This window comes from Vibrio aquaticus (assembly GCF_003970385.1).
Taxonomy (GTDB): Bacteria; Pseudomonadota; Gammaproteobacteria; order Enterobacterales; family Vibrionaceae; genus Vibrio; species Vibrio aquaticus.
The window spans coordinates 237301-263708 of record NZ_RXZH01000004.1 but is presented as its reverse complement, the minus strand read 5'-3'; the positions used below and the strand labels follow the sequence as shown (position 1 = coordinate 263708).

Here is a 26408-nt window from a genome sequence, read left to right as displayed (position 1 = left end):
AGAAAACGAGGGATAAATGAAACCGTTAGCTTGCCGCTGCGTTAACGACGGCTTGGTTAAACTCTCCACGTGCTAGCTGCGCTTGATCCGATGCTTCTAGTTTACGTTCTTGAGCTTTAGCCACTTCGCCTAGTGCAACTTGCAGTTCACTGCTTAGCTCTTCAGGGATATGGTGATCTGTAAACTCTTCTTCGCCAGAATGTTCTAAAGCGAATGCACGAATCTTCTTTTTCACCGCAAGAACATGAGCCAGGGCAGCTCGTTCTAATTCAGCCGCTTCCTGCGCCGCATCTTTACTGCGTTCGAAGCGAGCCAGTGCCATACCCTCAGATGACCAAGGGTCCATATCTGGCAGCTCTTCAATATTGATCGTCGGCTCGACATAATCTTCTTGATGGCGCAAGTCCAATGACGTCGCACGTACCGCCGAAATCATCAGCATGACTGAGATCCCTAAGAGTGGTAAACCGCCGACAATGGCTGCAGTTTGCAGAGTGCTCAATCCCCCCAAGAACATCAGTACTGTAGGTAAGAATGACAGGGTAAATGCCCAGAACAGACGGTTCCAGCGCATAGGTTCTTCTGTCACGTTGTTCTGTACCACAGACGCTAAGATGTACGAGATTGAATCAAACGTCGTCGCGGTAAAGATGATACACAGTAGTGTGAATACAGCGATAACCAGTGTGCTCATTGGTAGGGCATTCAGCATAGAGAAAATCGCTTTTGTTGCGCCTTCCGTGTTTAGAATGCCAACGACGTCAAGCTCTCCTGAAAGTTGTAGAGAAAGACCGTAGTTACCAAGAATCATGAAGAATAGGAAACAGCCAAGTGAGCCAAAGAAGATAGAGCCCGATACCATTTGCTTAATCGTGCGACCACGAGAAATACGTGCAACGAACAAACCCATGCTAGGAGCAAAGACTAACCACCAAGCCCAGTAGAAAATCGTCCAATCTTGTGGGAAATGAGTATCGTCAAATGTGCCGTAGCCACCAAAAGGTTCTGCCCAAGTCGCCATGACGAAGAAATTAGACAGCATACGACCAATAGAATCTAGTCCAGTTTCTAGCATGAAGATGGTTGGACCGACTGCCAGGACGAAGGCCAAAAGCCCCATCGCTCCCCAGAAATTGATGTTACTGAGGATCTTGATGCCTTTCTCCATACCCGCATAAGAAGAGTAAGCGAAAATCGCCGTACAGATCAGCAGGATGGCGATTTGGCTCATTGTGCTTTGTTCGATGCCAAATAGGAAGTAAAGACCTTCACCAATAAGTGGAGCAGCAAGACCGAGTGTGGTTGCGGCACCACCGAGTAGGCCAAAGATAAATAAGATATCAACGATTTTGCCTGCAGCGCCTCGTGTACGCTCTTCACCAATCACAGGCATAAGCGCGCTAGAGACTTTCAGCACTGGCTGTTTACGCACGTAAAAGAAATAAGCGATTGGCAGCGCTGGGATTAGGTAGATAGACCACGCGATAGGTCCCCAGTGAAACAAACCGTAAGTGGCAGCCCAACGCACAGCTTCTTCACTGCCAGGCTCAAGTTGAAACGGAGGTGATTGGTAGTAGTAGGCCCACTCAATACAACCCCAGTAAAGGATACTCGCGCCGATACCGCCACAAAATAGCATGGCTGCCCAGGACGCAGTGGCAAACTCAGGCTTTTCGTTAGGTTCACCAAGTTTGATTTGGCCCATGTCGCTGAATACAACATAGATCATAAAGAAGAAGGCACTGATGCCTAAAGCAAGGTAAAGGAAACCAAGCTTGTCAGTCATGAATGTTTTGGCGACTGCAATCCAGTCTGCACCTTGTTGAGGGAATAAAATTAGAGGAAAAATGATGCTCAACAGAAGGGCGATGGCGCCAAAGAAGGTTGGCTTATCAATAAGCGCAAAAGAGTTTCTCACAAGTTAACTTTCCATAAAAAATCGTTACTTGATTATGGAGTGAGCAGGGCCAAGGCGACAAACGAGGTTGTTTGTCGAGATGACCAATAATATTAATACAAACTAGAGTATGGCTAGGAGAATACCACCAACGGTTGCCGCTGCGGAAAGGTATTGCCCTGCTGAGTATGAACCATCATCCTCTTCTTCGATTTTATCAGGGTGATCCATGCCTAATGCTCCATGAGCAAATGACTCCACTTTATCGCCGACGCTCTTGCCGTCTTGCGGAGCCGTTTTACTCTCTTTCTCAATTTCTTGAAGCGCAGCTAAAAGCGCCTTGCCTTCATCAGAAAGGGTAACGGTATTCTGCTCTACTTTAAGTGGCGCAGAGCTTGCCTGTTGGCTTGCATTGGTTGCTTGAGGCTTTACCTGCTGGGTAGGGGACAGCTTAGCTGGTTCCATTCCTACTGGGGTCATGATGATCTCCTTACCTTATCCTCAGACAATATATCGGCGGTCTCGTGAAAAACTTGTGCAAAATATGCAATATTTGTATAAAAATAACTCAAGCATAAACTGTGCCGAATTTGTCACGGAGAGCGCTTCTCCGACTTTTCTTACAAGCATTTATCGCGCCAAAAGCACATCCCTACGCTATATACACTTCAATGTATCATCACGCTTGGATAAATGTTGGTAGGCGGCCATGCGATGTTCCATTTGTACATAGCGCTCTGGTGGTGGAAGCACATTGAGTACAAAGTCACTATTTGGATTATTATCTTCTGGATTGGAATATGGCGTAATCACGACAACGTTTAGGCTGGGATTACGTTTTAGGATAGAAGCTTTGGTCCCGAGCCCCTGCTCAGTATGAAACTTGCCAGCAATATGCAGCACTTGAGTCCCTGAGTGCTCTGTTAAGTAGTTTGTGATGCTTTCAGCCATGGTTTCATCCCAAGTCACTTGGGCGGCATATTGGTTCTGAGTCTGTTCCGGACTGCCATGGTGCATCGAAGCCATAAACTTTTCTTTATAGGGGCTGTCCGCCGTATTGATATCGGCTGCAACATAGTCTCTCTTATGAGGTGGAAGCACTTCCAAATATTCAATACCTTCGCGGCCGATACAACGCACAATCGGTTTTGGTGCGTTGGCGGCAATCACGTCGAGCTGTTTCTGTTTCGCCAGTTCAACGAGGGGGCGGTAATCACTTTCGTAGTTTGGCCATGCATTGCCGCTTTTAATAAGAAATTGTTCACCAATTTTGCCCGCTAAATAGTGATCGACAACGGTCTGCTTATCTCGGGTAAATTGCTCCATTGATAACGCGACTGGGCGTTGGTCTGAAAGTGCATCAAGAAGATCGGTTTGAAAGCGATGTATGCCGGAATGCGTGTGCCATTCTCCAACCAAAATGACATCAGCCTCAAGAAGGCTTTTAGGAAGACTTGTTAATGAAATGGGCTCAAGTACTGGGCTATACAGCTGATAGTCGTAGAAATGGCGTACTTTTGTTTCTGTCGAGTCAGATGTAAATCCAGAGCAAGCGGTCAAAGCCAATGTGGTAAGGGATAGGGCAACAAGCCGAAACATAACAACCTCCATTCATGTTCAGGACAATAGTAATGGAGGCGTTAAGATAACTCAATGCAAATGAGAAGTGTTCTCTATATTGCTAGGTTGTTTTGCGATAAACCCGAATCATAAAGTCTGCCTCGCACTCATACAGTGTAGTGGACTTTAGTTTGTCTCTTAGTTCTTCAGAAGCTTTCCAAGCAAAAGGGGTCATTTGCAACAAATCATGCGCATCACCATCAGATAATGCCATGGTGTAGTTGAGCTTTTCTTCATGCTCTAAAGTGAAGCCGTTGAGTAATTCTGGCTCTTCACTGTGCAGACGGACATCTGAGTAAATCTCTTCTCTAAGCTGATAAAGGTGGCGAGCAGCGGGTGTCACTGTCATCACTATGCCTGTGTCAGTAACGACTCGCTGGAGTTCCTCTGCTTTGCATGGCGCATAAATTCTGAGGACAGCATCAAGACTACCGGATTCAAAAGGTAAACGATGGCTAGAGGCGACACTGAATGCACAATTTAAGTATCGTTTGGCAGCGTATCGAATCGCTACTTTAGAAATATCGAGACCGTAGACCTTTGCGCTAGCATCTTGCTCAAGCAGTGCGTTTGCAACAGCAGTGGTGTAATACCCTTCACCACAACCAATGTCTAATAGTGTGTGGTTTGTCTTAACCAGTCGCTCTGCACTTAATGAAGCGATACGTGATTTTAGAGGTTGGTAATGATCTTTTTCTAAGAATCGACGCCTCGCCTGCATCATCTCTTTATTGTCACCAGGATCTTTTGAACGTTTGTGCTGAACAGGCATTAGGTTGATATAGCCTTCTTTCGCTAAATCAAAAGCATGATTTTTTTCACAGCGGTAACTGCGTTCGTTCAAAGTGATAGGTAGATGACAAAGAGGGCAGGTGTAAGACATAAATAACTCAGTTCGGTATTTGTGAGCGCAGAGTCTAGCAGGAAGTGCTTAGATGAAAAAGTGTTAGTGATAGATAGCCCCAACCTTGGCTGAGGCTAATGGAGTAGCGATGATTACTTAGAGTAAACCGTGGTAACAAGCTGGTGGCTTTCACCCGGTTGCAGCGTTTTTCCTTGCTCAATTGATGGCGCATGGAGGGTTGATTCCACACACAAGAATGTCTTGTACCCATCATCTTGCATGTCGCTCATACCTTGTGCTCCTTCAGCCCACGGGTTCCACAATACTGCCGAGTTGTGACCTTGGTTTTCAACAATCACAGAACGTTTAAGTACAGGGTCTGAAACCGTAATCTGAGCTGCAGGTTGAGTGTAAACTCGGTCGATAGTGTCAGTCAGTTGCAAGGTCTCACCACCCTGGCACACTTCACCACCTTTAAGGCCATCGATGTATTCAGGGCCCATGCCTGTCGTTGTCGTTTGCTCGATATCACCCACGGTTAGGTAAGTGTGTAGCGCACCTGAGAAGGTCCAAGCCTGAGTATCGGTATTGGTTACGTCTAGTGTGACTTTTAGTTCATCACCAATCTCAACCAATAGGTGAGCCTGGAACTGATAAGGCCAAACTGCCAATGTTGATTCTGAAGGAAGTAAACCAAGCTCTACAATCACGCCGTTTTCACTTTCGCGATGTTCTAGCAGGGTCCATTGACTGTTGCGGGCAAAGCCGTGCGCTGGGGCTGCAATACGACCAAACCATGGCCAGCAAATCGGAATACCACCACGAAGAGCCGCTTTCCCATCAAAGTTCGCTTGCTCGCTCATCCAGATCAGATCTTCTTGACCTTCGGGCTTAAATGAAATGACATGGCCACCATGGAGACAGATACCTGCCGTAGCCTTATCGTGAATAACACGAACGATTTTGGTTTGATCGATCTCAACAATGGTTACGTTATCGGATAGGGCGGTAAGGGTTGGAAGAGATTTTAAATCCATATTCTAGGTCCTCAACAGAAAGGCTGACTCAAAATTTAGATACAAAAAAGGCGACTCGAGAGCCGCCTTTTACAAGATTCTGCGCTAAACGCTTATCTTAAAGTAATGAATTACTTAGAGATGTGTGCGATTAGGTCTAGAACTTTGTTTGAGTAACCGATTTCGTTGTCGTACCAAGATACAACTTTAACGAATTTGTCAGTTAGAGCAACACCAGCTTTAGCATCGAATACTGAAGTCTGAACTTCACCGATGAAGTCTTGAGATACAACTTGATCTTCAGTGTAACCTAGAACGCCTTTAAGTTCGCCTTCAGAAGCTTCTTTCATTGCAGCACAGATTGCTTCGTAAGATGCAGCTTCTTTTAGGTTAACAGTTAGGTCAACTACAGAAACGTTAGCAGTTGGTACACGGAAAGCCATACCAGTTAGAAGGCCGTTTAGTTCTGGAAGAACAACGCCTACAGCTTTAGCAGCACCAGTTGAAGATGGGATGATGTTCTGAGAAGCACCACGACCACCGCGCCAGTCTTTAGCAGAAGGACCGTCTACAGTTTTTTGAGTAGCTGTAGTTGCGTGAACTGTCGTCATAAGACCAGATTCGATACCGAACTTGTCGTTAAGAACTTTAGCTACAGGCGCTAGACAGTTAGTAGTACAAGAAGCGTTAGAAACGATGTCTTGACCAGCGTAAGTTGAATCGTTTACGCCCATAACGAACATTGGAGTTGCGTCTTTAGAAGGACCTGTAAGAACAACTTTCTTAGCACCAGCAGTGATGTGCTTACGTGCAGTCTCGTCTGTTAGGAAAAGACCAGTTGCTTCAGCTACAACGTCAACGTCGATAGCATCCCACTTAAGGTCTTCTGGGTTACGCTCAGCAGTAACACGTACAGTCTTACCGTTAACGATTAGGTTACCACCTTCAACTTCAACAGTACCGTTGAAACGGCCGTGAGTTGAATCGTACTTAAGCATGTATGCCATGTACTCTACGTCGATTAGGTCGTTAATACCTACTACTTCGATGTCGTTACGCTCTTGCGCTGCACGGAAAACGAAACGGCCGATACGGCCAAAACCGTTAATACCTACTTTGATAGTCATTATAGTTGCTCCACAACTTAATTTCTGATTAAAGATAACTGGTAGTAAAATTACATAATCCAGTCAAAATCTGCAACTGATAATCGGACTTAACTTGTTTAAAGTCAAAAAAAAGCATCGCTTTTTTTCACAATTAGTCGCAAATGGTTATCTTTTGAACGGATTACTGGTTCTTTCCCTAACCAGTTGACGTAAAATAGAGAAGATGCTGACAGCGATGCTGAAAGTTTAACCATCTCGTTATGGGTTCAAAGTATGTGCTACAAAGGCAATCGTTCGCAAGTTTTTCGCGAAAAAAGTCATAATAAAAAATGAGAATATGGAGAAATTATTCCGTGAAATATAAGGTAGAAAAGGTCGTGAAGCCAGATGAACACTGGCGTGAGGTGTTATCTGATGAGGAGTATCGAGTATGTCGAAATCAAGGTACAGAAGCCCCTTTTAGCGGTAAGTTGCTCCACAATAAGCAAACAGGTGTCTATTCTTGCACTTGCTGCCAAGCGCCACTTTTTCAGTCAGATAATAAATATGATTCAGGTTGTGGGTGGCCTAGCTTTGATGCCCCTATCAATGACAAGGCTATTCGCTATTTAGAAGATCTGAGTCACGGAATGACTCGAACGGAAATCCGATGTGCGGCCTGTGATAGCCACTTAGGTCACATTTTTCCAGATGGACCTAAAACGACGGGGGAACGCTTTTGTGTCAACTCGGTGTCGTTAATTTTCAACAATTCATAAAAAAAGCGGTGAATTAGTCACCGCTTTTTGTTTTATCCTTTCATTTCTTTACTTTTTTCGAAATGTGGGAATCATTGCTGCTGTAAAGGTGCCATTTTTGATCGCGTCTTCAATATTCTCGGCGATATCATCTAATTGGTCATAGGTGCTTTGGTCAAAGCCATACAACAGCTGCAACTCACTTTGGGAGGCAACGGGCACCTCATGGCTTTTCGCCACTTCTGTCCATATATAGGCTTCTTCCTTAAGCCCAAGTCGATACGTGGTACTGGCGAGTGACTTAAATACTTCCGTATTCACCTTGTTTCTTCCGGTGAGTTCCAATGAATGGAGAAGGAGGTGGCGTGTTTTCTGTTGATCTCGGCTGGTATAAAATGTCGCGAGTGCGTATTGCATCTCTGCGGTTTCGAGAACCGGAGTACCTTCTAGCTGTAAAAACTGCCTTTGTGCTTGGGTGCTGCCAGTTTGGCTCCAAAGAAAATAGAACGCCTCAGGGGAGTTGGCCATTTCTAATGCTGAAATGATGCTTTCTAAGTCTTCACCTGCGTTGACTAAGGCGCTAAAACGGCGCTCTTTAAGGTTAGACTGATCGATGGGTTGGATCTGTGCCGCCAATTCTAGGCATTTTTTGTATTCAGCAAGAAGGCCATACTCTTTTATCTTGTTCTCATCATTTGGGTTTTTCTGTAATTCATAGCGGTGCCAAATGAGGTCAGTTCTAGGGATTCTGCATTGACCATCACCCATATTCAGCCGTTCACACTGTAAGCCAGGGTTGTTGCTACATAGTTGCTCTGTATTTTTGTTTGATTCAAAACAGCCTGCTAAGGCAAAGCCCATGCTAAACAGCGTAAGCGCTTTAATTGGTTTCATACTGATGCTTGTGATCCGTTACACTTAATTATTGTTGTTTCCTTGACTCACTCTACTAGCCAGTTAATGTTCATCTTAAATTTCCAAGATGAATAGTTAGGATAGACCATGGACGCAGAGCAGTTAATTGATGCGATTACTCCAGAGGCTTATGAGCGCCTACTTTTTGCTGTAGAAACAGGAAAGTGGCCTGAGGGTAGCCCACTTTCACAAGAGCAGCGAGACTCTTGCATGCAAGCTGTGATGTTGTATCAATCTAAGCATAATTCAGAAGCGCAACATATGACAGTCGCAAAAGGTGGGGAAATCAGTTTTAAGTCTAAAGCTGAGCTCAAAAAACAGTTCCAGCAAGGGCAAGACGACATCGTGCGAGTAAACCCTAATAACGAACAGTAATGAAAAAGGCAGGATTTCCTGCCTTTTTTAGTTTACCCACAACACTTTTTAAATTTTTTGCCACTGCCACAAATACAGGGATCGTTGCGGCCTACTTTTAAGCTTTGTACCGATTGTGAAAGGCGTGGGTCTTGTTCTGGTTCCGGAAACGTCCCATCAATGTAATACCACAAGTCATTTTCTCTCACAAAGCGCGAGCGTTCTTCTAGGCAATATTGTTGACCTTCTTGGTTAAACGTTGCTTTGAAGATGACAAAACCTTCATCAGCGTGGCTGCCTTCTGTTGATTCAACAACTTCCAATCCACACCAATCGCTGTCAATCGACTCTGCTATTTCTTCTCGCTGCTCCTCTGCATGACAGCTCGGGTGATAGGTATCAACAACGTAATCGACTAGGCCTTTGACGTGTGCGCTGTAGCGAGAACGCATGAGCTTTTCAGGTGTTGTGGCTAGCGCGTGATTGTGATGAATAGGTTCGCAGCACTGGCTGTAGTCGGCTGTGCTTCCACATGGGCAGGTGGTCATAGTGTTTCTCATTAATTGGTTTTAACGCTTAGCAACTCAGCAGTCCATTTCACGGACTCGTCGTAACATTCACTCAGAGTTTCCTGATCGAGTGCGAGCTTATTGCAGTATCCGTTGACTTCATCCCATTCCGCTTTTTCATACGCCACGGTGAGGGCAAGAATATCGCCGAGTGCACCTTGGTGGCTGATGATCGCGTCTTTAACGGAGTCATCGACAGAAATCTCTTCAACAATTTGCTCTAAGGGTCTATCGAGCAAGCTATCTAAGAGTGAAAACATACCTGTTAAGAACGCTTGGCCTGACTCAAGCTTCTGGTCCAATTTTGCCCCAACCAGTTCACAGTATCGAGCTCGTTGAATGGATAACCCATACAGGTAATCGGGTTTGCTATTTTGGGTAGAGGCAATGGCCACCAGCGAGATGAATTTACGTAGTTTGTCTTCGCCCAAATAGACCAATGCTTGTTTGAATGAGTGGATTTTCGTTCTCACGATAGAAGAGGCATTCACAAAAGAGAGCAGTTTGTAAGACAGTGTCACATCTTTGCTGATGAGTGATTCAATCGCAGCGTAGTTGATGTTCTCTTTAGAAATCTCGGTGATCAGCTGAACGACAGCCATAAATGAGGGCTCTAATGACTTTCTCGTGATCATTTCGGGTTTACTAAAGAAGTAGCCCTGGAAATATTGAAAGCCAGCGGTTCTCGCTTGCTCAAACTCCTCGTAGGTCTCGACTTTTTCAGCGATGAATTCAATATTAGTGCCACTCAAACGCATAATAAACATCGCCGCTTTTTCGATAGAGACTTGGCGAATATCGAACTTAATGATCGAGATATAAGGCAAAAACGCTTTCCACTCCTTGCTTGGAATGAAGTCATCAAGTGCGATTTTGTAGCCTAATTTCGCCATCTCTTTTACTGCTTCCAACAGTTCTGCCGTTGGCGCGCAGTCTTCGAGAATCTCCACCACCAAGTTTCCGCTCGGGAACAGAGTCGGTACTCGATTAATCAAACTTTGATAAGGGAAATTCACAAAGCCGAGTTTATCACCCAGTGCTTCGTAATGAGTGGATAGAAAATGGTCAGAAAGTAATCGGCTTGTCGCCTGTTCAGGATCGATTTCTGGGAAGGTGTTTTGAGGACCATCCCTAAATAGCAGCTCATATCCCACGGTTTGCTTTTCTTTGTTAAGAATAGGCTGTCTAGCAATATAAGAGTATTTCAAGGTAAGTGCTGTGCTCCGTGTAATCGTCACCACAAAAAACCGGAAAGCGTCGTTTCTGAGTATGTGGTTAAGCCGACATTCTAAAATCAGTGTCAATAAGCTCTGTTGTTTTTGTATTTCTTTTACAGAGGCTTACTTTATTTGGAACCGTTGCCAAAAGGTCTTTGTTGTAGTTCGAATGTGTTTTTATCGTACACCAGTACAGAACCTTGTGTATACCAGTCGCCTAACACAATTCTAGTATACTTAGTGTCGTTTCTATCAAATGAGTGGACGTTGGGTCTGTGCGTATGGCCATGTATCATAAGGTCGACATTATAATGGTCCATTACGCGTACAACTTCGCTTTGCGTCACATCCATAATATCGAGCGATTTGGTTTGCTTGTCCGTTTTGATATCAGACTGAACCTTGCTGACGATTTTCTGCTTCAAAAACATAGGAATGCGGTTAAACACCCATTGCAGCCAGGGTTGATGAACTTTGGCCCGAAACTCGAGATATTTAACGTCTTCAGTACAAAGGGTGTCTCCATGTAAGACAACGGCCTTTTGACCATAGATATCAATGACGGTTTCATCACTAAGTAAGGTAACACCTGTCTGTTTTGCAAAGCGTTTACCAACCAGAAAGTCTCTATTGCCCTGAGTAAAAAAGCAGGGAACACCAAGTTCAGTGAGCGTTTTAAATTCATGACGTATCGAACTGGCGAAGTCTGATTTGTCGTCATCGCCCACCCAAAATTCGAATAAGTCACCGAGTACGTATAGGGCATCTGCGTGGATCGCTTCTTCACGCATGAATTTCACAAAGCACTGGTTGATTTCGGGTGTAGCAGGGGATAAGTGCAGATCGGAGATAAATAGTGTGGTCATAGTCAAATAGTAAGAGAGCGCATAATCATGCGCTCTCTCAATCCAAGATTATTCTTCGATTGTAGTACCGGTGATCAGTACGTCTTCTAGTGGTACATCTTGGTGCATGCCGTAAGAACCCGTGCTCACGCCTTTGATCTTCTCAACAATGTCCATGCCTTCGATAACTTCACCAAATACACAGTAACCCCAACCGTCTAGGCTTTCGCTACGGAAATCTAGGAACGTGTTGTTGTTTACGTTGATGAAGAACTGAGAGCTCGCTGAGTGCGGTTCCATAGTACGAGCCATCGCCAACGTACCCACTTTGTTGCTTAGGCCGTTGTTCGCTTCGTTTTTGATTGGTGCACGACTTGGCTTCTCACGTAGGCCAGACTCCATGCCACCACCTTGAATCATGAAACCATCGATAACACGGTGGAATAGTGTGTTGTCGTAGAAACCATCACGGCAGTACTGTAGGAAGTTTGCGCTTGTTTCTGGTGCTTTTTCTTCATTTAATTGAATTTTGATGTCACCAAAATTTGTGTGAAGGGTGATCATGATTATGTCCTTTACATAGGTTTTTGACTTGAGCTAAGGATTCTATCGTAACTTTTCGTCTGTGAATACGTGAAAAGTAATGGTTGAGAGGTGAGTATTGGTGTTAACGGTGTCTTTTTGCTCAATTGAGGGATTACGAAATAGGACATGAGTTGATATACTGGTGCACTATTTTGTTTCACCCAATTATTAGATAGAGATCATGTTAAAGATATATAACACACTCACAAGACAGAAAGAGGAATTCAAACCAATCACTGCCGGTAAAGTTGGCATGTATGTCTGTGGGGTAACCATCTACGATCTCTGTCATATCGGTCACGGTCGTACTTTCGTTTCTTTTGATGTGGTTTCTCGTTACCTACGTTATCAAGGTTATGATCTAACGTTTGTTCGCAACATCACTGATATTGATGACAAGATCATCAAGCGCGCGAACGAAAACGGTGAATCTTGTGACTCTTTGACTGAGCGCCTGATCGGTGAAATGCATGCAGACTTTGATGCGCTAAACATGAAGCGTCCAGATGTCGAGCCTCGTGCGACAGAATACATCAAAGAGATCATTGAGCTTGTAGAAACTCTGATTGAGCGTGGCTTCGCTTACGTCGCTGACAATGGCGACGTAATGTTCGAAATCGCGAAGTACGACGAGTACGGCAAACTTTCTGGCCAAGACTTAGACCAGCTTCAAGCGGGTGCTCGTGTTGAAATCGAAAGCGCGAAGCGCAGCTCTCTAGACTTTGTTCTTTGGAAAATGTCTAAACCAGGTGAACCTACATGGGAATCGCCATGGGGCCCAGGTCGTCCAGGTTGGCACATCGAGTGTTCAGCAATGAACTCATCAATTCTTGGTAATCATTTCGATATTCACGGCGGCGGTTCTGACCTTCAGTTCCCTCACCATGAAAACGAAATCGCTCAATCATGCTGTGCGCACGGCACTGACTATGTGAACACTTGGATGCACAGCGGTATGGTGATGGTTGACCGTGAGAAGATGTCTAAGTCTCTAGGTAACTTCTTCACTATCCGTGACGTTCTAAGCCATTACGATGCAGAAACCGTGCGTTACTTCCTAATGTCAGGTCACTACCGTAGTCAGCTGAACTACAGCGAAGATAACCTGAATCAAGCGCGCGCCTCTCTTGAGCGTCTATACACGTCACTACGCGGTCTGGACTTATCAGTAGAGGCGACAGGTGGCGATGAGTACGTTGCTCGTTTCACTGAGGCGATGAACGATGACTTCAATACGCCTGAAGCTTACTCAGTACTGTTTGACATGGCTCGTGAAATCAACCGCATTAAGGGTGATGATGTGGCTACGGCAAGTACACTGGGTGCAGTAATGCGCAAACTTGCTGACGTTATCGGTATTCTCCACCAAGATCCTGAAGCCTTTTTGAAAGGCGATGCGGGTAACGATGATGAAGTGGCTGAAATCGAAGCGTTGATTAAGTTACGTAATGACTCTCGTGCATCAAAAGATTGGGCAAACGCCGATATGGCACGTGATAAGCTGACTGAAATGGGTATCGTCTTAGAAGATGGCCCAGAAGGCACAACGTGGCGTCGTAAGTAATCGATAAACGTATGTTATTTTAAGGGCTGTTTATTCAGCCCTTTTCTTTGATTTTTATAAATATTTATACAGGACACGACAGTGGCTCAGATGTATTTCTATTACTCGGCGATGAATGCGGGTAAATCAACCACTCTTCTTCAATCTTCTTTTAACTACCAAGAGCGTGGTATGACGCCGGTGATCTATACCGCGGCGCTTGATGACCGTTACGGCGTAGGCAAAGTGAGCTCTCGGATTGGTTTGCAGTCAGAAGCTCAGCTATTCAATGCAGAGAGCGATCTTTACCAAGAAATCGTCGCTTTAAATGAAGTTGAAAAACGCCATTGTATTTTGGTTGACGAATGTCAGTTCCTTTCTAAAGAGCAGGTTTACCAATTAACAGAAGTGGTCGATAAACTGCATATTCCCGTGCTTTGTTACGGTCTGCGTACAGACTTCTTAGGTGAGCTTTTTGAAGGCAGTAAGTACCTACTTTCTTGGGCAGACAAACTGGTTGAGTTAAAAACCATTTGTCACTGTGGCCGCAAAGCGAACATGGTTATCCGTACTGATGAACATGGTGTGGCGATTGCTGAAGGTGATCAAGTCGCAATCGGTGGTAACGACCGTTATGTATCTGTGTGTCGAGTGCATTATAAAGAAGCACTAGGTAAATAGCCTTTCTTATCTTAAGTGGTCACCTAAGCAGGTATTATTCCACAAGCCGCTAAATTGGCTCTTTTGCCAGTGGTGACATCAGCGGTTTTAGCGCATGCATGTTACATAATACCTTCTTAGGCAACCAATCATACTCTGGAACAACATGAACGGGCATTGCGAACAAGCATGCGTTAGCCTATGAACTTTGGGCTAGCGAAGATCTCAAACAAGCGGATTGTAGAAGCAATACTTGTTTATGTTGTTTGAGTTTGGGATGACTTTAGGAAACAAAAAAGCGAAGCACTGGGCTTCGCTTTTTTGTCTGTATTCGACTAATTCGGAATGCGCTAGGCAGTCAGAGATTAACGAGCACGGAAGACGATGCGACCTTTAGATAGATCGTATGGAGTCATCTCTACAGTTACTTTGTCACCAGTAAGGATACGGATGTAGTTTTTACGCATTTTACCAGAGATGTGAGCAGTAACTACGTGACCATTTTCTAGCTCAACACGGAACATTGTGTTTGGTAGAGTATCAAGGACTGTGCCTTGCATCTCAATTACGTCTTCTTTAGCCATTTAATCCTCTTTTAAAAATGGACAATTCTTACCGGCGCATAATGCCGATAAAAATGAATTAAGTAAAGTTGGGGCGTATTCTACCCTTGCCAACGCTGATTTACTAGCCTTTGATGACGTTGAAATCGGACTTTATAGTTCATCGCAGGGCATTCATCGATCTGATACCCCAAATAAAGCCACTGCTTACCTTGCTGTTGGCAATACTCCAATTGATATAAGACGCCTAGAGTGCCGAGTGAAATCTCATAGTCTGGGTCATAAAAGGTGTAGAAGGCACTGGCGCTATTAGACAGAATATCCGTCACTGCGATGGCGATCAGCTTGCCGTGATCATAGACATGCAAGTATTGCGTATTAAGCCAAGCACAGTTAGAAAAAGAGGCAAATTCGGATTTCTTTGGTGGGTACATTGAACCATTTTGGTGGCGCGCTTCAATGTATCGAGCGTACAATTCAAACCAATCTGTATCCATGTCACTTTTCAATTGCCAGTCAAAAGATTTCGCTTTGTTGAACAGGCGCTTTTGACTTTTCGATTGGGTAAAATCAGGGACTGATACACGCAATGCTTGGCAAGATTGGCAAAGATCACAGTGAGGCTTATAAATGGTGTCGCCGCTACGTCGAAAACCATTCGCCAATAACACTTCATAGCTTGAACCACAGTGCATTCCAGGATCAAGCGCCACCGCCACTCGCTCCTGACGGTCAGCGAGATAACTGCACGGGTGGCAATCGGTTAATCCTATACGAATTTGTTGTAGATCAGAGCTCATCTATCTCCCCATTGAGATTGGTTATCCATTGATTGTTAAAGCAACCATCGGCTAAAGGCGCTTCTTTTAAGGATAGCAGCCTTTGCATGAAATCTTCACGTTCGAGCTCTTTTGCGCCCAAAGACTCAGTGTGTGGATTTAATACTTGGCAGTCAACCAGCTGCCCGCCATGCTTTTGAAAATGTTCGCAAAAGTACCACAGCGCTACCTTAGAGGCGTTGGTCGCTAAACTAAACATCGACTCACCGCAAAAAAGTTGCCCCACAGAAAGACCGTACATGCCCCCAATCAGCTTTTCATTGTGCCATACCTCGACCGAATGACAGTGACCTTGCGTCGCTAATTGTTTGTAAGCGGCACGCATATCGTCATTGAGCCAAGTTTCTTCTGCAGGGCGAGTGGATGCACAGTAGTCAATGACATCGTCGGTGGCTTGGTTGATACTGACAGTATATTGATGCTTTTTTTGAAATCTTTTGAGACTTCTTGAACAATGAAATGTCTTAGGATCGAAAGTGGCACGAGGAGAGGGACTCCACCATAAAATGGGTTCTCCCGGGCCATACCAAGGAAAGATACCGTTTTGATAGGCAAACAGAAGCCTTGCTGGGTCTAGGTCGCCTCCGACCGCGAGCAACCCATTCGGGTCATTGAGCGCATCAAAAGGTGATGGGAACCAGATTTCATCGGGATCAAGCTCTGTAAGATAACGTGCCATGCAATATAGGGGACAGAAATGAAGAAGTTACTATGGATCATATTGGTTTTTCCACTTATTGCCAATGCAGCCTACCAAAGAAATACCGCAAGGCCAGTGAACGAAGTGGTCTTTGGTTCGGTGGAGACGGTTAGGTATATTACCCAGCAGGAAATCATTGAGTCGAAAAGCTCCGGGTGGGAAACCTTACTAGGCGCAGTTGCTGGTGGCTTGATTGGTAATCAATTTGGTGGCGGTACCGGCAAAGAAGTCGCGACGGCAGTAGGAGCGGTTGCTGGGGCAGGTATAGCCAGAAATCACGCCAATCAGACTTATAAAGTAGAATACCGACTCGTTGAGATACTAATAAAAACCGAAAAGGGTAAGCTAATAGATGTGATCCAAGATATCGACAGCAACATGCTTTTTGAACGTGGAGACAAAGTCCGCATTCTCTATTTTGATGATGGCGTAAGAGTCGATAAAGAGTATTGATAGACCTTTTTATTCGTTCTGAGCTGACCACATAATTATTCAGTTTTATTCGTGTTTTAGCTCTGGTTTTAACGAAGCTTTTTAGATAGTCTGCAAGTACGAAGAATATTCATCGCCTCGTTTAGGAAGACGAGGTGAGCAAGGAATGACGATTTTAATGGAAAGCCTTACGTTACAACCTATCAATAAAGTCAATGGTGAGGTCAACTTACCAGGTTCAAAAAGTGTTTCAAACCGAGCGTTGCTACTTGCTGCGTTGGCGAAGGGCACAACACGCCTTACTAACCTTCTCGATAGTGACGACATTCGTCACATGCTGAATGCTCTTACTCAATTGGGTGTGAACTACACGCTGTCTGCAGATAAAACGGTATGTGAAGTCGAAGGTTTAGGTAAACCTTTCAATGCACCAGATGCTCTTGAGCTGTTCTTAGGTAATGCCGGTACAGCGATGCGCCCACTGGCTGCGGCGTTGTGTCTAGGTGGTGGTGAGTATGTACTGACTGGCGAACCTCGCATGAAAGAGCGTCCAATCGGTCACTTAGTGGATGCACTGCGCCAAGCGGGTGCAGAAGTGGAATACTTAGAAAACGACAACTATCCGCCGCTTAAAATTCATGGCACAGGCCTGAAGGGTGGTACGGTTGAGATTGATGGCTCAATCTCTAGTCAATTCCTGACTGCATTCCTGATGTCAGCACCACTGGCTGAAGATGATGTGACGATTAAGATTATTGGTGAGTTGGTTTCAAAGCCATACATCGATATCACGTTGCACATCATGGCTCAGTTTGGTGTTCAAGTTGAAAACAACGATTACCAAGAGTTTGTGATTCGCAAAGGCCAGTCTTACGTTGCACCGGGCGATTTCTTAGTGGAAGGGGATGCGTCATCTGCGTCCTATTTCCTTGCAGCCGCCGCGATCAAAGGCGGTCAGATCAAAGTAACAGGCATTGGTAAAAACAGTATCCAAGGTGATATTCAATTTGCTGATGCGCTTGAAAAAATGGGCGCTGAGATTGAATGGGGCGATGACTACGTGATTTCACGTGTCGGCGAGCTAAAAGCGGTTGATCTAGACTTCAACCATATCCCTGATGCCGCGATGACGATTGCTACCACAGCGCTATTTGCAGAGGGAACAACGGCGATTCGCAACGTGTATAACTGGCGTGTAAAAGAAACGGACCGTCTAGCCGCGATGGCAACTGAACTGCGTAAAGTCGGGGCGGAAGTTGAAGAAGGTGAAGATTACATTGTAGTTACTCCGCCAGCTCAACTGACGCACGCTGCGATTGATACGTACGATGACCACCGCATGGCAATGTGTTTCTCGCTAGTGGCGCTCAGCGATACCCCAGTGACCATCAATGACCCGAAATGTACTTCTAAGACATTCCCGGATTATTTCGATAAATTGGAAGGTTTAAGCTCGTAACAGGCTGAAAGAGTTAAGAGTCCAATATACCGTCATTCCATAGAGTGACGAAGGAGCGAGTAGGGAATCTTTGTTAGTTTTCTACTTGCTTCAAGAGATCCTCAACTCACTTGTTCCTCGCTCTCGAGGATGGCGTATTAAGTCATTGAAAACCAAAAAGGGTTGGCACTGTGCCAACCCTTTGCTTTTCGTCTTTGTTAGTTTTCTAACGTAAACTCTTTCGATAAATGATGCGCAAGGTATTTAAACATGTTAAACACAGCGGTTGTTTGTGGTGTTGGTAATCCGTTGTCATCCAAGAAGTAGTTGCCTTTAAAGACTAAAACGCCTTCTTTTTCTTCAACGCTGTCGGTTCGCATACCTTCCAAGTAATCGTCGTGTTCTTGAATAACATGGTTGGCAATCATCAATAACTCAGCGTGTGAAATGACTTTTTTCTCGCTCATCGGTAATACCTTTGTTGTTTTATTTGAACCCGAAGTTTTGTGCTATTCATCGTAAACGGGCATGCTTTAGCGAAATTGTATGGAACTCTGCTAGAAATTCAAATGCGATAGATCAAGTTACAAAAGACGTATCTGTAGGAAACGATGAACGTGGGTTTTGTGACTGGTGACTAAAAAAGTCGTCTTGCACTGGCGTAAAGATTCTTTGCCCGTTTAGTATGTGCCCGCTTTCTATATCTATAAGCGCGGCAAGGTTTCAGCGAATGTTGGGTTATCAATAAAACATCGTTGATTTGTCGAGCAGTCAATTGAGAAATTTAAAAAAGATATTGATCTTCTTGCAATCTCGCTCAATAGTAAAAAAAGAAGCGAAGTTTTAAGTATGTTGTGCGTTAATTGCGCACTCGATAAAGGACACTTGAGTCAATTATGGGTAAGTCACTGGTTATTGTGGAGTCGCCGGCCAAAGCGAAGACCATCAATAAGTATTTAGGTAAGGACTTTATTGTTAAGTCCAGTGTAGGTCACGTACGTGATCTGCCGACTGCTGGCCAAAGTACCGGTCAGAAGGCAGCTGCTGTTTCGACCAAGGGCTTGAGCGCAGAAGAAAAAGCACGAATCAAAAAAGAAAAAGATCGCAAATCACTGATTAAGAAGATGGGTATCGACCCTTACCACGGCTGGGAAGCGAATTATCAAATCCTACCGGGTAAAGAGAAAGTGGTTGCGGAACTGCAAAAATTAGCGAAAGACGCAGACCGCGTTTATCTCGCAACCGATTTAGACCGCGAGGGAGAGGCTATCGCTTGGCACCTTCGTGAGATCATCGGTGGCGATGAAGAGCGATACAAACGCGTTGTCTTTAACGAGATTACGAAAAATGCTATTCAACAGGCGTTCGAGAAACCGGGCGAACTGAGTTTGGATGGCGTTAATGCGCAACAAGCGCGCCGTTTCATGGACCGTGTGGTTGGCTTTATGGTCTCACCACTGCTTTGGAAAAAAGTGGCACGTGGTTTGTCTGCTGGGCGTGTACAGTCGGTTGCGGTGAAACTGCTTGTTGAGCGAGAGCGTGAAATCAAAGCGTTTATCCCTGAAGAATTTTGGGATATCCATGCGAACACGAAAACTCAAGACAAAACCGATTTCCGTTTACAGGTAGCACAAAAAGATGGTGTTGCGTTTAAGCCAGTCAACGAAGCTGAAACACAATCAGCGGTGGCGGTATTAGACAAAGCACGTTACGAAGTGTGTAAGCGTGAAGACCGCCCAACGTCGAGTAAGCCATCTGCACCATTCATTACTTCTACTCTGCAACAAGCGGCAAGTACGCGCTTAGGTTACGGTGTTAAGAAGACAATGATGCTTGCTCAGCGACTGTATGAAGCGGGTTACATCACCTACATGCGTACCGACTCGACTAACCTGAGCGCAGAAGCCGTAGAAACGGTTCGTGGTTTCATTGGCGATGAGTTTGGTGACGCATACCTACCGTCTAAGCCAAATGTTTATGGCAGTAAGGAAGGCGCACAAGAAGCGCACGAAGCGATTCGTCCTTCAGATGTTGCAGTGAAAGCCGACGACCTTAAAGGGATGGAAGCAGACGCTCATAAGCTCTATTCACTGATTTGGAATCAATTTGTCGCGTGTCAGATGACACCAGCTAAATACGATTCAACAACAGTAAGCGTGAAAGCTGATGAGTACACGCTAAAAGCGAAAGGCCGTATTCTTAAGTTTGATGGTTGGACTCGTGTTCAGCGCCCACTGGGTAAAAACGAAGACCAAATTCTACCGGCTGTACAAGTTGGCGACTCCATCGAGCTTGTGACGCTTGATCCTAAGCAGCACTTTACTAAGCCCCCAGCACGCTTCACTGAAGCGGCACTGGTTAAAGAACTTGAAAAACGTGGTATTGGCCGTCCATCAACGTATGCGTCAATCATCTCTACCATTCAGGATCGTGGTTACGTAAAAGTTGAGCAGCGTCGATTCTACGCTGAGAAAATGGGTGAAATTGTAACTGACCGTCTAGATGGCAGTTTCGATGAGCTTATGAACTACGAGTTCACTTCTCGCATGGAAGAGAAACTTGACCAAATCGCTGAAGGTGATGCGAATTGGAAAGGCGTACTCGATGATTTCTTCAATGACTTTACTGGCGACTTGTCAAAAGCAGAGTTGGACGAAGAAGAAGGCGGTATGAAGCCTAACCACATCGTTTACACGGATATTGAGTGTCCGACTTGTTCTCGCCCTATGGGAATTCGCACAGCATCTACAGGTGTCTTCCTTGGTTGTTCGGGTTACGCGCTGCCACCGAAAGAGCGTTGTAAGACAACGATCAACCTAGGTGATGAAGAAGGCATTATCAACGTTCTTGAAGAAGACGTTGAAACGGCTGCACTGCGTGCGAAGAAACGTTGTCCAATTTGTGAAACCGCGATGGACGCGTACCTAATCGACGACAAACGTAAAATGCACGTTTGTGGTAATAACCCGAACTGTGAAGGTTACATTGTCGAGCATGGTGAGTTCAAAGTGAAAGGTTACGATGGCCCGGTTGTCGAGTGTGACAAGTGTGGCAGTGACATGGAACTTAAGAACGGTCGTTTTGGTAAATACATGGACTGTACTAGCCAAGAGTGTAAGAACACGCGTAAGATTCTTAAGAATGGCGAAGTAGCGCCACCAAAAGAAGATCCTGTGCACCTTCCTGAGCTTCCATGTGAAAACTCAGACGCGTACTTCGTACTACGAGATGGCGCATCGGGCTTGTTCCTAGCGGCAAGTACGTTCCCTAAATCTCGTGAAACACGCGCACCATTGGTTGAAGAGCTCGTACGATTCAAAGATCGTATTTCGCCTAAGTTCGTGTACCTGACAGAGGCACCTGAAAAAGACCCAGATGGCCTACCAATGGTTGTTCGCTTTAGCCGCAAGTCGAAAGAGAACTATGTACGTTCTGAAGTCGATGGCAAGCCATCAGGCTACACGGCGCTTTACGTTGATGGTAAGTGGGAAATCACGGATAAGCGTAAGAAACCTGCCAAAGCAAAAAAGTAACACATAAGTTGTAAGAAAAAGCAGCCGAAGTGGCTGCTTTTTTTATGCGATAACTTTCATTACCTTTTCATGATGATGCGATCGTTGCTTTATTCTGATACTTTGCCTCTTTTCTATGATAAGGATTCTCGTTTCTGATTTTGACAATTTGAACACTAACACCTATTGGTTTAAAGGTTCAGTTGGAAGGACGCCATGAAACAGAGAATTAAATTACTATTATTAGTGGCGATCAGCAGTCTTGTCTTTGTGGTCGTTTCCTATCAAATCTCGAGGCACGTTATTGATCAAGTTGTCGCAGACTTGCTGTGGAAATACGCGAGTGTTTCTGCTCATTACGATGCCCACATGCTCCTTCCACCCATTATCAAAGAAGCTCAATTCGCAGAAAAGATTGCCAAGCACCCCAATATTACTTCTTGGGGGCAGAATAGTGGTGATGATGTCTATCGACAGGTCGGTGAAGAAACGCTTGAAAATTACCGTTGGCAGTTTAAGTCAAAAAACTTTTTCATTGTTCTCGATGATGACCTTGGGTACTACTACAACGATGTCGACAGTGTTCAAACTGGATCGTATTTCCGCCATTACTTAGAACCAGGGTCATCATCGGATCAATGGTATTTCGAACAAAAGAGCAGCGGTAAACCACTCACGGTCAACATACAGAAAGATACGCGCCTTGAACTGACTCGGCTTTGGATCAATCAAAGCATTTATAAAGATGGTCGTTTCTTAGGCATTGTCGGTACCGGTATCGAAACCTCTTCTCTCTTTGAGCAGCTTGTCCATCATCACAGCAGTGAGCTTAGAACCATGTTTGTTGATGAGGATAAACGGGTACAAATGGAATTTGATGGGGAAAACGTCGAATATCCGCAAAGAGCCGCGAGTAAGGTGAAGCCTCACCTGTATGATTTGGTCAGTAACCCAAGAGATTACCAAGCGCTCGAAGAATTGATGTTGCGACAAAAGCGCGGCATGGAGTCAGAGGTGTTGGCCGTTCAACAGGGCAAAGGCAGTGCCGTTGTCGCGATTAAATATATCGAAGAGCTCGGGTGGTATGAGCTCACCTTCGTCAGCGTTGATGAAATGATGCCAGCTTGGGCTGCATACGCCATTTATATACCCTTAACGCTGGCCACTTTTGCCTTTGGTTTAGCCTGCTATATCTATGTTGTGCGTAACTGGCTAATACCCACCGAACAATGTAAGCAGCGTCTAGCCACAATCGCCTCCGGGGCCGCTGAATTAAAGGGCACAGCCGACCATCGCCTTCTTGAACTTGATTGTTATCTTGACGTGATTGATAAGGAGCTCTGCCATAGCCGCTGTGGGGTAGAGAGCTTGGTGGCGATGAAAACCAAAGCCTTAGACGAGCTGACCATCTATGACCCCGTCACACATCTACACAACAAACGTGGCCTAGAGCAAGAACTCAAAAAGGAGCTTGCCCGCAGTGCGAGAGAGCGGTATCAGTTTGGGTTACTTTGGATTGATACCAGTCTTCACAAAACAATCGATGATTCTAAAGAGAACAGCGGGTATGAACAAGCCTTGATGATGGTGGCGGAAGGTCTGTTAGAAGCTGTCCGAGAGTACGATGTCGCAGCTCGTTGGGCGGATGATGAATTCCTTGTTTTGGTCAGGAGCGAACAGGCAAAAACGCTGCGCCAAATCTCTAAGCGAATCATGCATCATATTGAAAAAGAAAACCGTGCCAGCAATAGAGAGACGAGTGAGATTGAGCTCTCCATTGGCGGTATCCTCGTCACCCCGGATATGTCAATGCGCCAAGCGTTAGCGTTAACCGACAGTTCTCTCTATATTGCGAAATCCGAAAGGTCTAGCCGAATCTACATTCATACTCCTCCCACAAACAGAAAGTCTGCTTAGTATCTTAGCGCTATTTTATTGATTATATGAACAGTACCGCCTGCGAGTGAAGTCACGCTCTTGTAGGTGTAATGTTAACTAATTGTGTGTGTGCAGCGAGATAGTGTGAGCTATATCAGGGCGCTAAAAAGTAATCAATGTGACCCTAGAGGTACAGCATATTTTAAATTGTAATCTTCCTGAAATACGATAAGTTATAATAAACGTTTTGCACAGGTAGGGATTGAGTATCTGGTCGGTACCCACAACTTATAGATGTCTGTGCTATGGCTGCATGCTTGGTCACTTTATGGTGGCTGAGTGATAAGGAATTAAGGCGAATCCCCCTAAAATCAGATTCGCCAATACAATAAATAATAAAATGGAGAGAAATAATGGCTGGTGTTTTGGGAATGATCCTTGCTGGAGGGGAAGGGTCACGCCTTCGTCCACTAACGGAATCTCGCAGTAAACCCTCGGTACCCTTCGGCGGTAGCTACCGTCTGATTGACTTTGCACTGAATAACTTCGTAAATGCAGACCTCATGCGCATTTATGTACTGACTCAGTTTAAGTCTCAATCTCTGTTCCACCATATGAAAAAAGGTTGGAACATCAATGGCATTACAGATCGCTTTATTGACCCAATCCCTGCTCAAATGCGTACGGGTAAGCGTTGGTATGAAGGAACAGCGGATGCGATCTACCAAAACCTGCGCTTTATGGAGCTTTCAGAGCCTGAGCAAGTGTGCATTTTTGGTTCTGACCATATCTATAAAATGGACATTAAGCAGATGCTTGATTTCCACAAAGAAAAAGAAGCTTCTCTTACCGTTTCAGCTCTGCGTATGCCTCTATCAGAAGCGTCACAGTTTGGTGTGATTGAAGTAGACAAAGAAGGGCGCATGGTTGGTTTTGAAGAGAAGCCAGCGAACCCTAAATCTATCCCAGGTGATCCAGAGCATGCACTTGTGTCGATGGGTAACTATGTCTTCGAAGCTCAGAGCTTATTTGCTGAGTTGATTGAAGATGCAGATAACCCAGATTCATCGCACGATTTTGGTAAAGACATCATTCCAAAAATGTTCCCTCGTGGTGACGTGTTCGTTTATGACTTCAGTACTAATCGTATTACCGGTGAAAAAGAAGAAGTGTATTGGCGCGATGTCGGTACCATCGATGCGTACTGGCAAGCTCATATGGATCTTCTAGAGAAGGACGCACCGTTCTCGCTCTATAACCGCAAATGGCCTCTGCATACTTACTACCCACCATTGCCACCTGCAACCTTTACCGACTCAGACAATGGCCGAGTTCAAATCATTGACAGCTTAGTGTGTAACGGCAGCTACGTGCGTGGCTCTCGTATTGAAAAATCCGTGCTTGGTTTCCGCAGCAATATCGCATCAGCGTGTGATATCAGTGAAAGTATCCTACTTGGTGATGTGAAAGTGGGTGAGGGCTGTGTGCTACGCCGAGTCATTGTTGACAAAAATGCTGATATTGCCCCTGGGACACAAATCGGTGTTAATCTAACTGAAGATAAAAAGCACTATCATGTCTCGGATGATGGCATTGTTGTTATTCCTAAAGGAGCACGAATTGGCTACTAAGAATCTCTCCATTCTCTTTGTAGCATCAGAAGTTGAAGGTTTGATCAAAAGTGGTGGCTTAGCCGATGTGGCTAAGGCACTGCCGAAAGCGCTTTCCACGCTTCAACAAGATGTTCGTATTACGTTGCCTGCCTATCAAAAAATGGCAGGCATCGAGCAAGCAGAAAACCTGTTAGAGACGCAACTTGAGCATTGGCCGCATACCGCCTACTCAGTAAAAGCTTTGCAAGTCGACGGGGTTTCTGTTTACGCGATTGATTGCCCTCAGTACTTTGACCGTCCTGAAATGTATGCCGAAAACAACCAAGCGTACAGTGACAACGGGGAGCGCTTTGCGTTCTTTAGTGCAGCGTGTTTAGACATGCTGCCTAAGCTTGGTTTCCAACCGGATATTGTCCACGCGAATGATTGGCATACGGGTTTTGTTCCGTACTTGCTGAAACACCGTTATGGGCAGGCACCGTTTTTCGCCAATACGAAAAGCGTCTTGTCGATTCATAACGCTGTGTTTAAAGGTGTGTTTAGCTATGAGGAGCTCCAAGTCCTACCTGAGATGCACACTCGTTATGCGCCAGACGCAGCGGTAAGCCACACTCATGTCACTATGCTACGAGCAGGTGTCTTGAATGCAGACAAAATCAATGCAGTGAGTCCAACTTACGCTCAAGAACTGAAAACGGAACTGGGTAGCCACGGTATGGCGGCCGAGTTCCAACAGCGATCGTCTGACTTAGTGGGTATCTTGAACGGCTGTGATTACTCAGCGTGGAGCCCACAAACGGATAGCTTTCTGCCTGTGAACTACAAGGCCAACCGCCAAAGCATGGTTCGAGGCAAAAAAGCGTGTAAGCGTGAATTGCAGCAGCGTGTTGGGTTAGAGCAGCAAGATGTCGCGGTTTATGGCATGGTTTGTCGTTTAACTAATCAAAAAGGCATTCACTATCTGTTGCCGATTTTGTCTGAATTTCTTAAGCACGATGTTCATGTTGTGATTGTGGGTACCGGAGACCCTGTTCTTGCGTCTCAGCTGAAAGAGATCGAAGCGCTACATAGTGACAAATTCTCTTTTGTTGAAGCGTATAGCAACGAGCTTGCGCATTTGGTGGAAGCTGGTTCAGATTTCTTCCTAATGCCGTCCGAGTTTGAACCGTGTGGTTTAAATCAGATCTACAGTATGGCTTATGGGACGTTACCGATTGTCCGTGGAGTCGGAGGCTTACGTGATAGTGTGAACGATTACGATGAGGATCCTGATAATGCAACAGGTTTTGTGTTCGATGCACCAGAGCCAGCCGCATTGTTGAATGTGCTTCAACGTTCGCTTTTGCTGTATGCTCAACAACCTAATGAGATAAAAAGAGTGCAACTGTACGCGATGGGGCAGAACTTCTGTTGGAACAAAGCAGCAGATGAATACCTTGCTCTCTATCACAGTGCAACTAGAGCATAAACTCAGGAAAAGGCGTCATATTGGCGCCTTTTGTACACTTTTAACCGCTTTTTC

25 protein-coding genes are annotated in these 26408 nt (G+C 45.1%); 10 read left to right on the top strand and 15 right to left on the bottom strand.

Annotation, left to right across the window (positions count from 1 at the left end):
• Positions 1-25 precede the first annotated feature (25 nt).
• The 6 genes from EJ063_RS11915 to gap form a co-directional block, all read right to left on the bottom strand.
• Positions 26-1918, bottom strand: coding sequence for a BCCT family transporter (locus tag EJ063_RS11915; protein WP_126574499.1), 1893 nt, complete (start codon positions 1916-1918; stop codon positions 26-28).
• A 102-nt stretch (positions 1919-2020) separates the two neighbouring features.
• Positions 2021-2377, bottom strand: a complete 357-nt coding sequence (locus EJ063_RS11910) for a hypothetical protein (protein ID WP_126574498.1) — start codon at positions 2375-2377, stop codon at positions 2021-2023.
• Between the two features lie 177 nt (positions 2378-2554).
• Positions 2555-3496: a ChaN family lipoprotein gene (locus EJ063_RS11905; RefSeq protein ID WP_126574497.1), complete on the bottom strand. Its 942-nt coding sequence runs from the start codon at positions 3494-3496 to the stop codon at positions 2555-2557.
• A gap of 82 nt (positions 3497-3578) precedes the next feature.
• The gene (rlmA, locus tag EJ063_RS11900) at positions 3579-4400 is read right to left on the bottom strand and encodes a 23S rRNA (guanine(745)-N(1))-methyltransferase (protein WP_126574496.1); all 822 of its coding nucleotides are present in this window, start codon (positions 4398-4400) and stop codon (positions 3579-3581) included.
• Between the two features lie 113 nt (positions 4401-4513).
• Positions 4514-5398 (bottom strand): D-hexose-6-phosphate mutarotase, encoded by an 885-nt coding sequence (locus EJ063_RS11895; RefSeq protein WP_126574495.1) that lies wholly within the window; start codon positions 5396-5398, stop codon positions 4514-4516.
• 110 nt (positions 5399-5508) lie between these two features.
• Positions 5509-6504: a type I glyceraldehyde-3-phosphate dehydrogenase gene (gap, locus tag EJ063_RS11890; protein ID WP_049846785.1), complete on the bottom strand. Its 996-nt coding sequence runs from the start codon at positions 6502-6504 to the stop codon at positions 5509-5511.
• A gap of 311 nt (positions 6505-6815) precedes the next feature.
• Here gap and msrB point away from each other — a divergent pair, with 311 nt between their 5' ends.
• Positions 6816-7244 (top strand): peptide-methionine (R)-S-oxide reductase MsrB, encoded by a 429-nt coding sequence (gene msrB / locus EJ063_RS11885; RefSeq protein ID WP_439333286.1) that lies wholly within the window; start codon positions 6816-6818, stop codon positions 7242-7244.
• 48 nt (positions 7245-7292) lie between these two features.
• Here the strand turns inward: msrB and EJ063_RS11880 are convergent, their stop codons facing one another.
• Positions 7293-8117, bottom strand: coding sequence for a DUF2989 domain-containing protein (locus EJ063_RS11880; RefSeq protein WP_126574493.1), 825 nt, complete (start codon positions 8115-8117; stop codon positions 7293-7295).
• 108 nt (positions 8118-8225) lie between these two features.
• On the opposite strand from EJ063_RS11880, the gene EJ063_RS11875 reads away from it, so the two are divergent.
• Entirely contained in the window at positions 8226-8513 is a 288-nt protein-coding gene (locus EJ063_RS11875; protein WP_126574492.1) for a YeaC family protein, read from the top strand.
• Between the two features lie 32 nt (positions 8514-8545).
• On the opposite strand, the gene EJ063_RS11870 is transcribed toward EJ063_RS11875, so the two are convergent.
• From EJ063_RS11870 to EJ063_RS11855, 4 genes are all read right to left on the bottom strand, one after another.
• Positions 8546-9040 carry a YchJ family protein gene (locus EJ063_RS11870; RefSeq protein WP_126574491.1) on the bottom strand — a complete coding sequence of 165 codons (495 nt, stop codon included), beginning with the start codon at positions 9038-9040 and terminating at the stop codon, positions 8546-8548.
• A gap of 11 nt (positions 9041-9051) precedes the next feature.
• Positions 9052-10269 (bottom strand): EAL and HDOD domain-containing protein, encoded by a 1218-nt coding sequence (locus EJ063_RS11865; RefSeq protein ID WP_126574490.1) that lies wholly within the window; start codon positions 10267-10269, stop codon positions 9052-9054.
• Between the two features lie 137 nt (positions 10270-10406).
• Entirely contained in the window at positions 10407-11144 is a 738-nt protein-coding gene (gene lpxH / locus EJ063_RS11860) for a UDP-2,3-diacylglucosamine diphosphatase (RefSeq protein WP_126574489.1), read from the bottom strand.
• Positions 11145-11192: 48 nt separating this feature from the next.
• Entirely contained in the window at positions 11193-11687 is a 495-nt protein-coding gene (locus tag EJ063_RS11855) for a peptidylprolyl isomerase (RefSeq protein ID WP_126574488.1), read from the bottom strand.
• A gap of 202 nt (positions 11688-11889) precedes the next feature.
• On the opposite strand from EJ063_RS11855, the gene cysS reads away from it, so the two are divergent.
• On the top strand, positions 11890-13272 hold the full coding sequence (gene cysS / locus EJ063_RS11850; protein WP_126574487.1) for a cysteine--tRNA ligase: 1383 nt from the start codon (positions 11890-11892) through the stop codon (positions 13270-13272).
• 81 nt (positions 13273-13353) lie between these two features.
• Positions 13354-13932 carry a thymidine kinase gene (locus tag EJ063_RS11845; protein ID WP_126574486.1) on the top strand — a complete coding sequence of 193 codons (579 nt, stop codon included), beginning with the start codon at positions 13354-13356 and terminating at the stop codon, positions 13930-13932.
• Between the two features lie 344 nt (positions 13933-14276).
• Here EJ063_RS11845 and infA read toward each other — a convergent pair whose 3' ends face one another.
• The 3 genes from infA to aat all read right to left on the bottom strand — a co-directional run bounded on the left by infA (position 14277) and on the right by aat (position 15992).
• Complete coding sequence (gene infA / locus EJ063_RS11840; protein WP_001040192.1) at positions 14277-14495, bottom strand: translation initiation factor IF-1; 219 nt, start codon at positions 14493-14495, stop codon at positions 14277-14279.
• A gap of 80 nt (positions 14496-14575) precedes the next feature.
• Positions 14576-15274, bottom strand: coding sequence for an arginyltransferase (locus EJ063_RS11835; RefSeq protein ID WP_126574485.1), 699 nt, complete (start codon positions 15272-15274; stop codon positions 14576-14578).
• Positions 15264-15992 carry a leucyl/phenylalanyl-tRNA--protein transferase gene (gene aat, locus EJ063_RS11830; protein WP_126574484.1) on the bottom strand — a complete coding sequence of 243 codons (729 nt, stop codon included), beginning with the start codon at positions 15990-15992 and terminating at the stop codon, positions 15264-15266. Before aat ends, EJ063_RS11835 begins: the two co-directional genes overlap by 11 nt.
• An 18-nt stretch (positions 15993-16010) precedes the next feature.
• On the opposite strand from aat, the gene EJ063_RS11825 reads away from it, so the two are divergent.
• The gene (locus tag EJ063_RS11825; protein WP_126574483.1) at positions 16011-16466 is read left to right on the top strand and encodes an outer membrane lipoprotein; all 456 of its coding nucleotides are present in this window, start codon (positions 16011-16013) and stop codon (positions 16464-16466) included.
• A gap of 157 nt (positions 16467-16623) precedes the next feature.
• Positions 16624-17904, top strand: a complete 1281-nt coding sequence (gene aroA, locus EJ063_RS11820; protein WP_126574545.1) for a 3-phosphoshikimate 1-carboxyvinyltransferase — start codon at positions 16624-16626, stop codon at positions 17902-17904.
• Positions 17905-18101: 197 nt separating this feature from the next.
• Here the strand turns inward: aroA and EJ063_RS11815 are convergent, their stop codons facing one another.
• Positions 18102-18350, bottom strand: a complete 249-nt coding sequence (locus EJ063_RS11815) for a YciN family protein (protein ID WP_126574482.1) — start codon at positions 18348-18350, stop codon at positions 18102-18104.
• Positions 18351-18779: 429 nt separating this feature from the next.
• On the opposite strand from EJ063_RS11815, the gene topA reads away from it, so the two are divergent.
• The 4 genes from topA (at position 18780) to glgA (ending at position 26354) form a co-directional block, all read left to right on the top strand.
• Entirely contained in the window at positions 18780-21416 is a 2637-nt protein-coding gene (gene topA / locus EJ063_RS11810) for a type I DNA topoisomerase (protein WP_126574481.1), read from the top strand.
• Positions 21417-21611: 195 nt separating this feature from the next.
• Positions 21612-23312: a GGDEF domain-containing protein gene (locus EJ063_RS11805; RefSeq protein WP_126574480.1), complete on the top strand. Its 1701-nt coding sequence runs from the start codon at positions 21612-21614 to the stop codon at positions 23310-23312.
• A 374-nt stretch (positions 23313-23686) separates the two neighbouring features.
• Positions 23687-24904 (top strand): glucose-1-phosphate adenylyltransferase, encoded by a 1218-nt coding sequence (gene glgC / locus EJ063_RS11800; RefSeq protein ID WP_126574479.1) that lies wholly within the window; start codon positions 23687-23689, stop codon positions 24902-24904.
• Complete coding sequence (glgA, locus tag EJ063_RS11795) at positions 24894-26354, top strand: glycogen synthase GlgA (protein WP_126574478.1); 1461 nt, start codon at positions 24894-24896, stop codon at positions 26352-26354. Before glgC ends, glgA begins: the two co-directional genes overlap by 11 nt.
• The last annotated feature ends 54 nt before the right edge of the window (positions 26355-26408 follow it).

Bases quoted from the DNA above. Each gene is read 5' to 3' on its own strand.
- EJ063_RS11910 (WP_126574498.1), bottom strand. From the start codon at position 2,377: ATGACCCCAGTAGGAATGGAACCAGCTAAGCTGTCCCCTACCCAGCAG.
- EJ063_RS11905 (WP_126574497.1), bottom strand. From the start codon at position 3,496: ATGTTTCGGCTTGTTGCCCTATCCCTTACCACATTGGCTTTGACCGCT.
- rlmA (WP_126574496.1), bottom strand. From the start codon at position 4,400: ATGTCTTACACCTGCCCTCTTTGTCATCTACCTATCACTTTGAACGAA.
- EJ063_RS11895 (WP_126574495.1), bottom strand. From the start codon at position 5,398: ATGGATTTAAAATCTCTTCCAACCCTTACCGCCCTATCCGATAACGTA.
- gap (WP_049846785.1), bottom strand. From the start codon at position 6,504: ATGACTATCAAAGTAGGTATTAACGGTTTTGGCCGTATCGGCCGTTTC.
- msrB (WP_439333286.1), top strand. From the start codon at position 6,816: ATGAGAATATGGAGAAATTATTCCGTGAAATATAAGGTAGAAAAGGTC.
- EJ063_RS11880 (WP_126574493.1), bottom strand. From the start codon at position 8,117: ATGAAACCAATTAAAGCGCTTACGCTGTTTAGCATGGGCTTTGCCTTA.
- EJ063_RS11875 (WP_126574492.1), top strand. From the start codon at position 8,226: ATGGACGCAGAGCAGTTAATTGATGCGATTACTCCAGAGGCTTATGAG.
- EJ063_RS11870 (WP_126574491.1), bottom strand. From the start codon at position 9,040: ATGACCACCTGCCCATGTGGAAGCACAGCCGACTACAGCCAGTGCTGC.
- lpxH (WP_126574489.1), bottom strand. From the start codon at position 11,144: ATGACCACACTATTTATCTCCGATCTGCACTTATCCCCTGCTACACCC.
- EJ063_RS11855 (WP_126574488.1), bottom strand. From the start codon at position 11,687: ATGATCACCCTTCACACAAATTTTGGTGACATCAAAATTCAATTAAAT.
- cysS (WP_126574487.1), top strand. From the start codon at position 11,890: ATGTTAAAGATATATAACACACTCACAAGACAGAAAGAGGAATTCAAA.
- infA (WP_001040192.1), bottom strand. From the start codon at position 14,495: ATGGCTAAAGAAGACGTAATTGAGATGCAAGGCACAGTCCTTGATACT.
- EJ063_RS11835 (WP_126574485.1), bottom strand. From the start codon at position 15,274: ATGAGCTCTGATCTACAACAAATTCGTATAGGATTAACCGATTGCCAC.
- aat (WP_126574484.1), bottom strand. From the start codon at position 15,992: ATGGCACGTTATCTTACAGAGCTTGATCCCGATGAAATCTGGTTCCCA.
- EJ063_RS11825 (WP_126574483.1), top strand. From the start codon at position 16,011: ATGAAGAAGTTACTATGGATCATATTGGTTTTTCCACTTATTGCCAAT.
- aroA (WP_126574545.1), top strand. From the start codon at position 16,624: ATGGAAAGCCTTACGTTACAACCTATCAATAAAGTCAATGGTGAGGTC.
- EJ063_RS11815 (WP_126574482.1), bottom strand. From the start codon at position 18,350: ATGAGCGAGAAAAAAGTCATTTCACACGCTGAGTTATTGATGATTGCC.
- topA (WP_126574481.1), top strand. From the start codon at position 18,780: ATGGGTAAGTCACTGGTTATTGTGGAGTCGCCGGCCAAAGCGAAGACC.
- EJ063_RS11805 (WP_126574480.1), top strand. From the start codon at position 21,612: ATGAAACAGAGAATTAAATTACTATTATTAGTGGCGATCAGCAGTCTT.
- glgC (WP_126574479.1), top strand. From the start codon at position 23,687: ATGGCTGGTGTTTTGGGAATGATCCTTGCTGGAGGGGAAGGGTCACGC.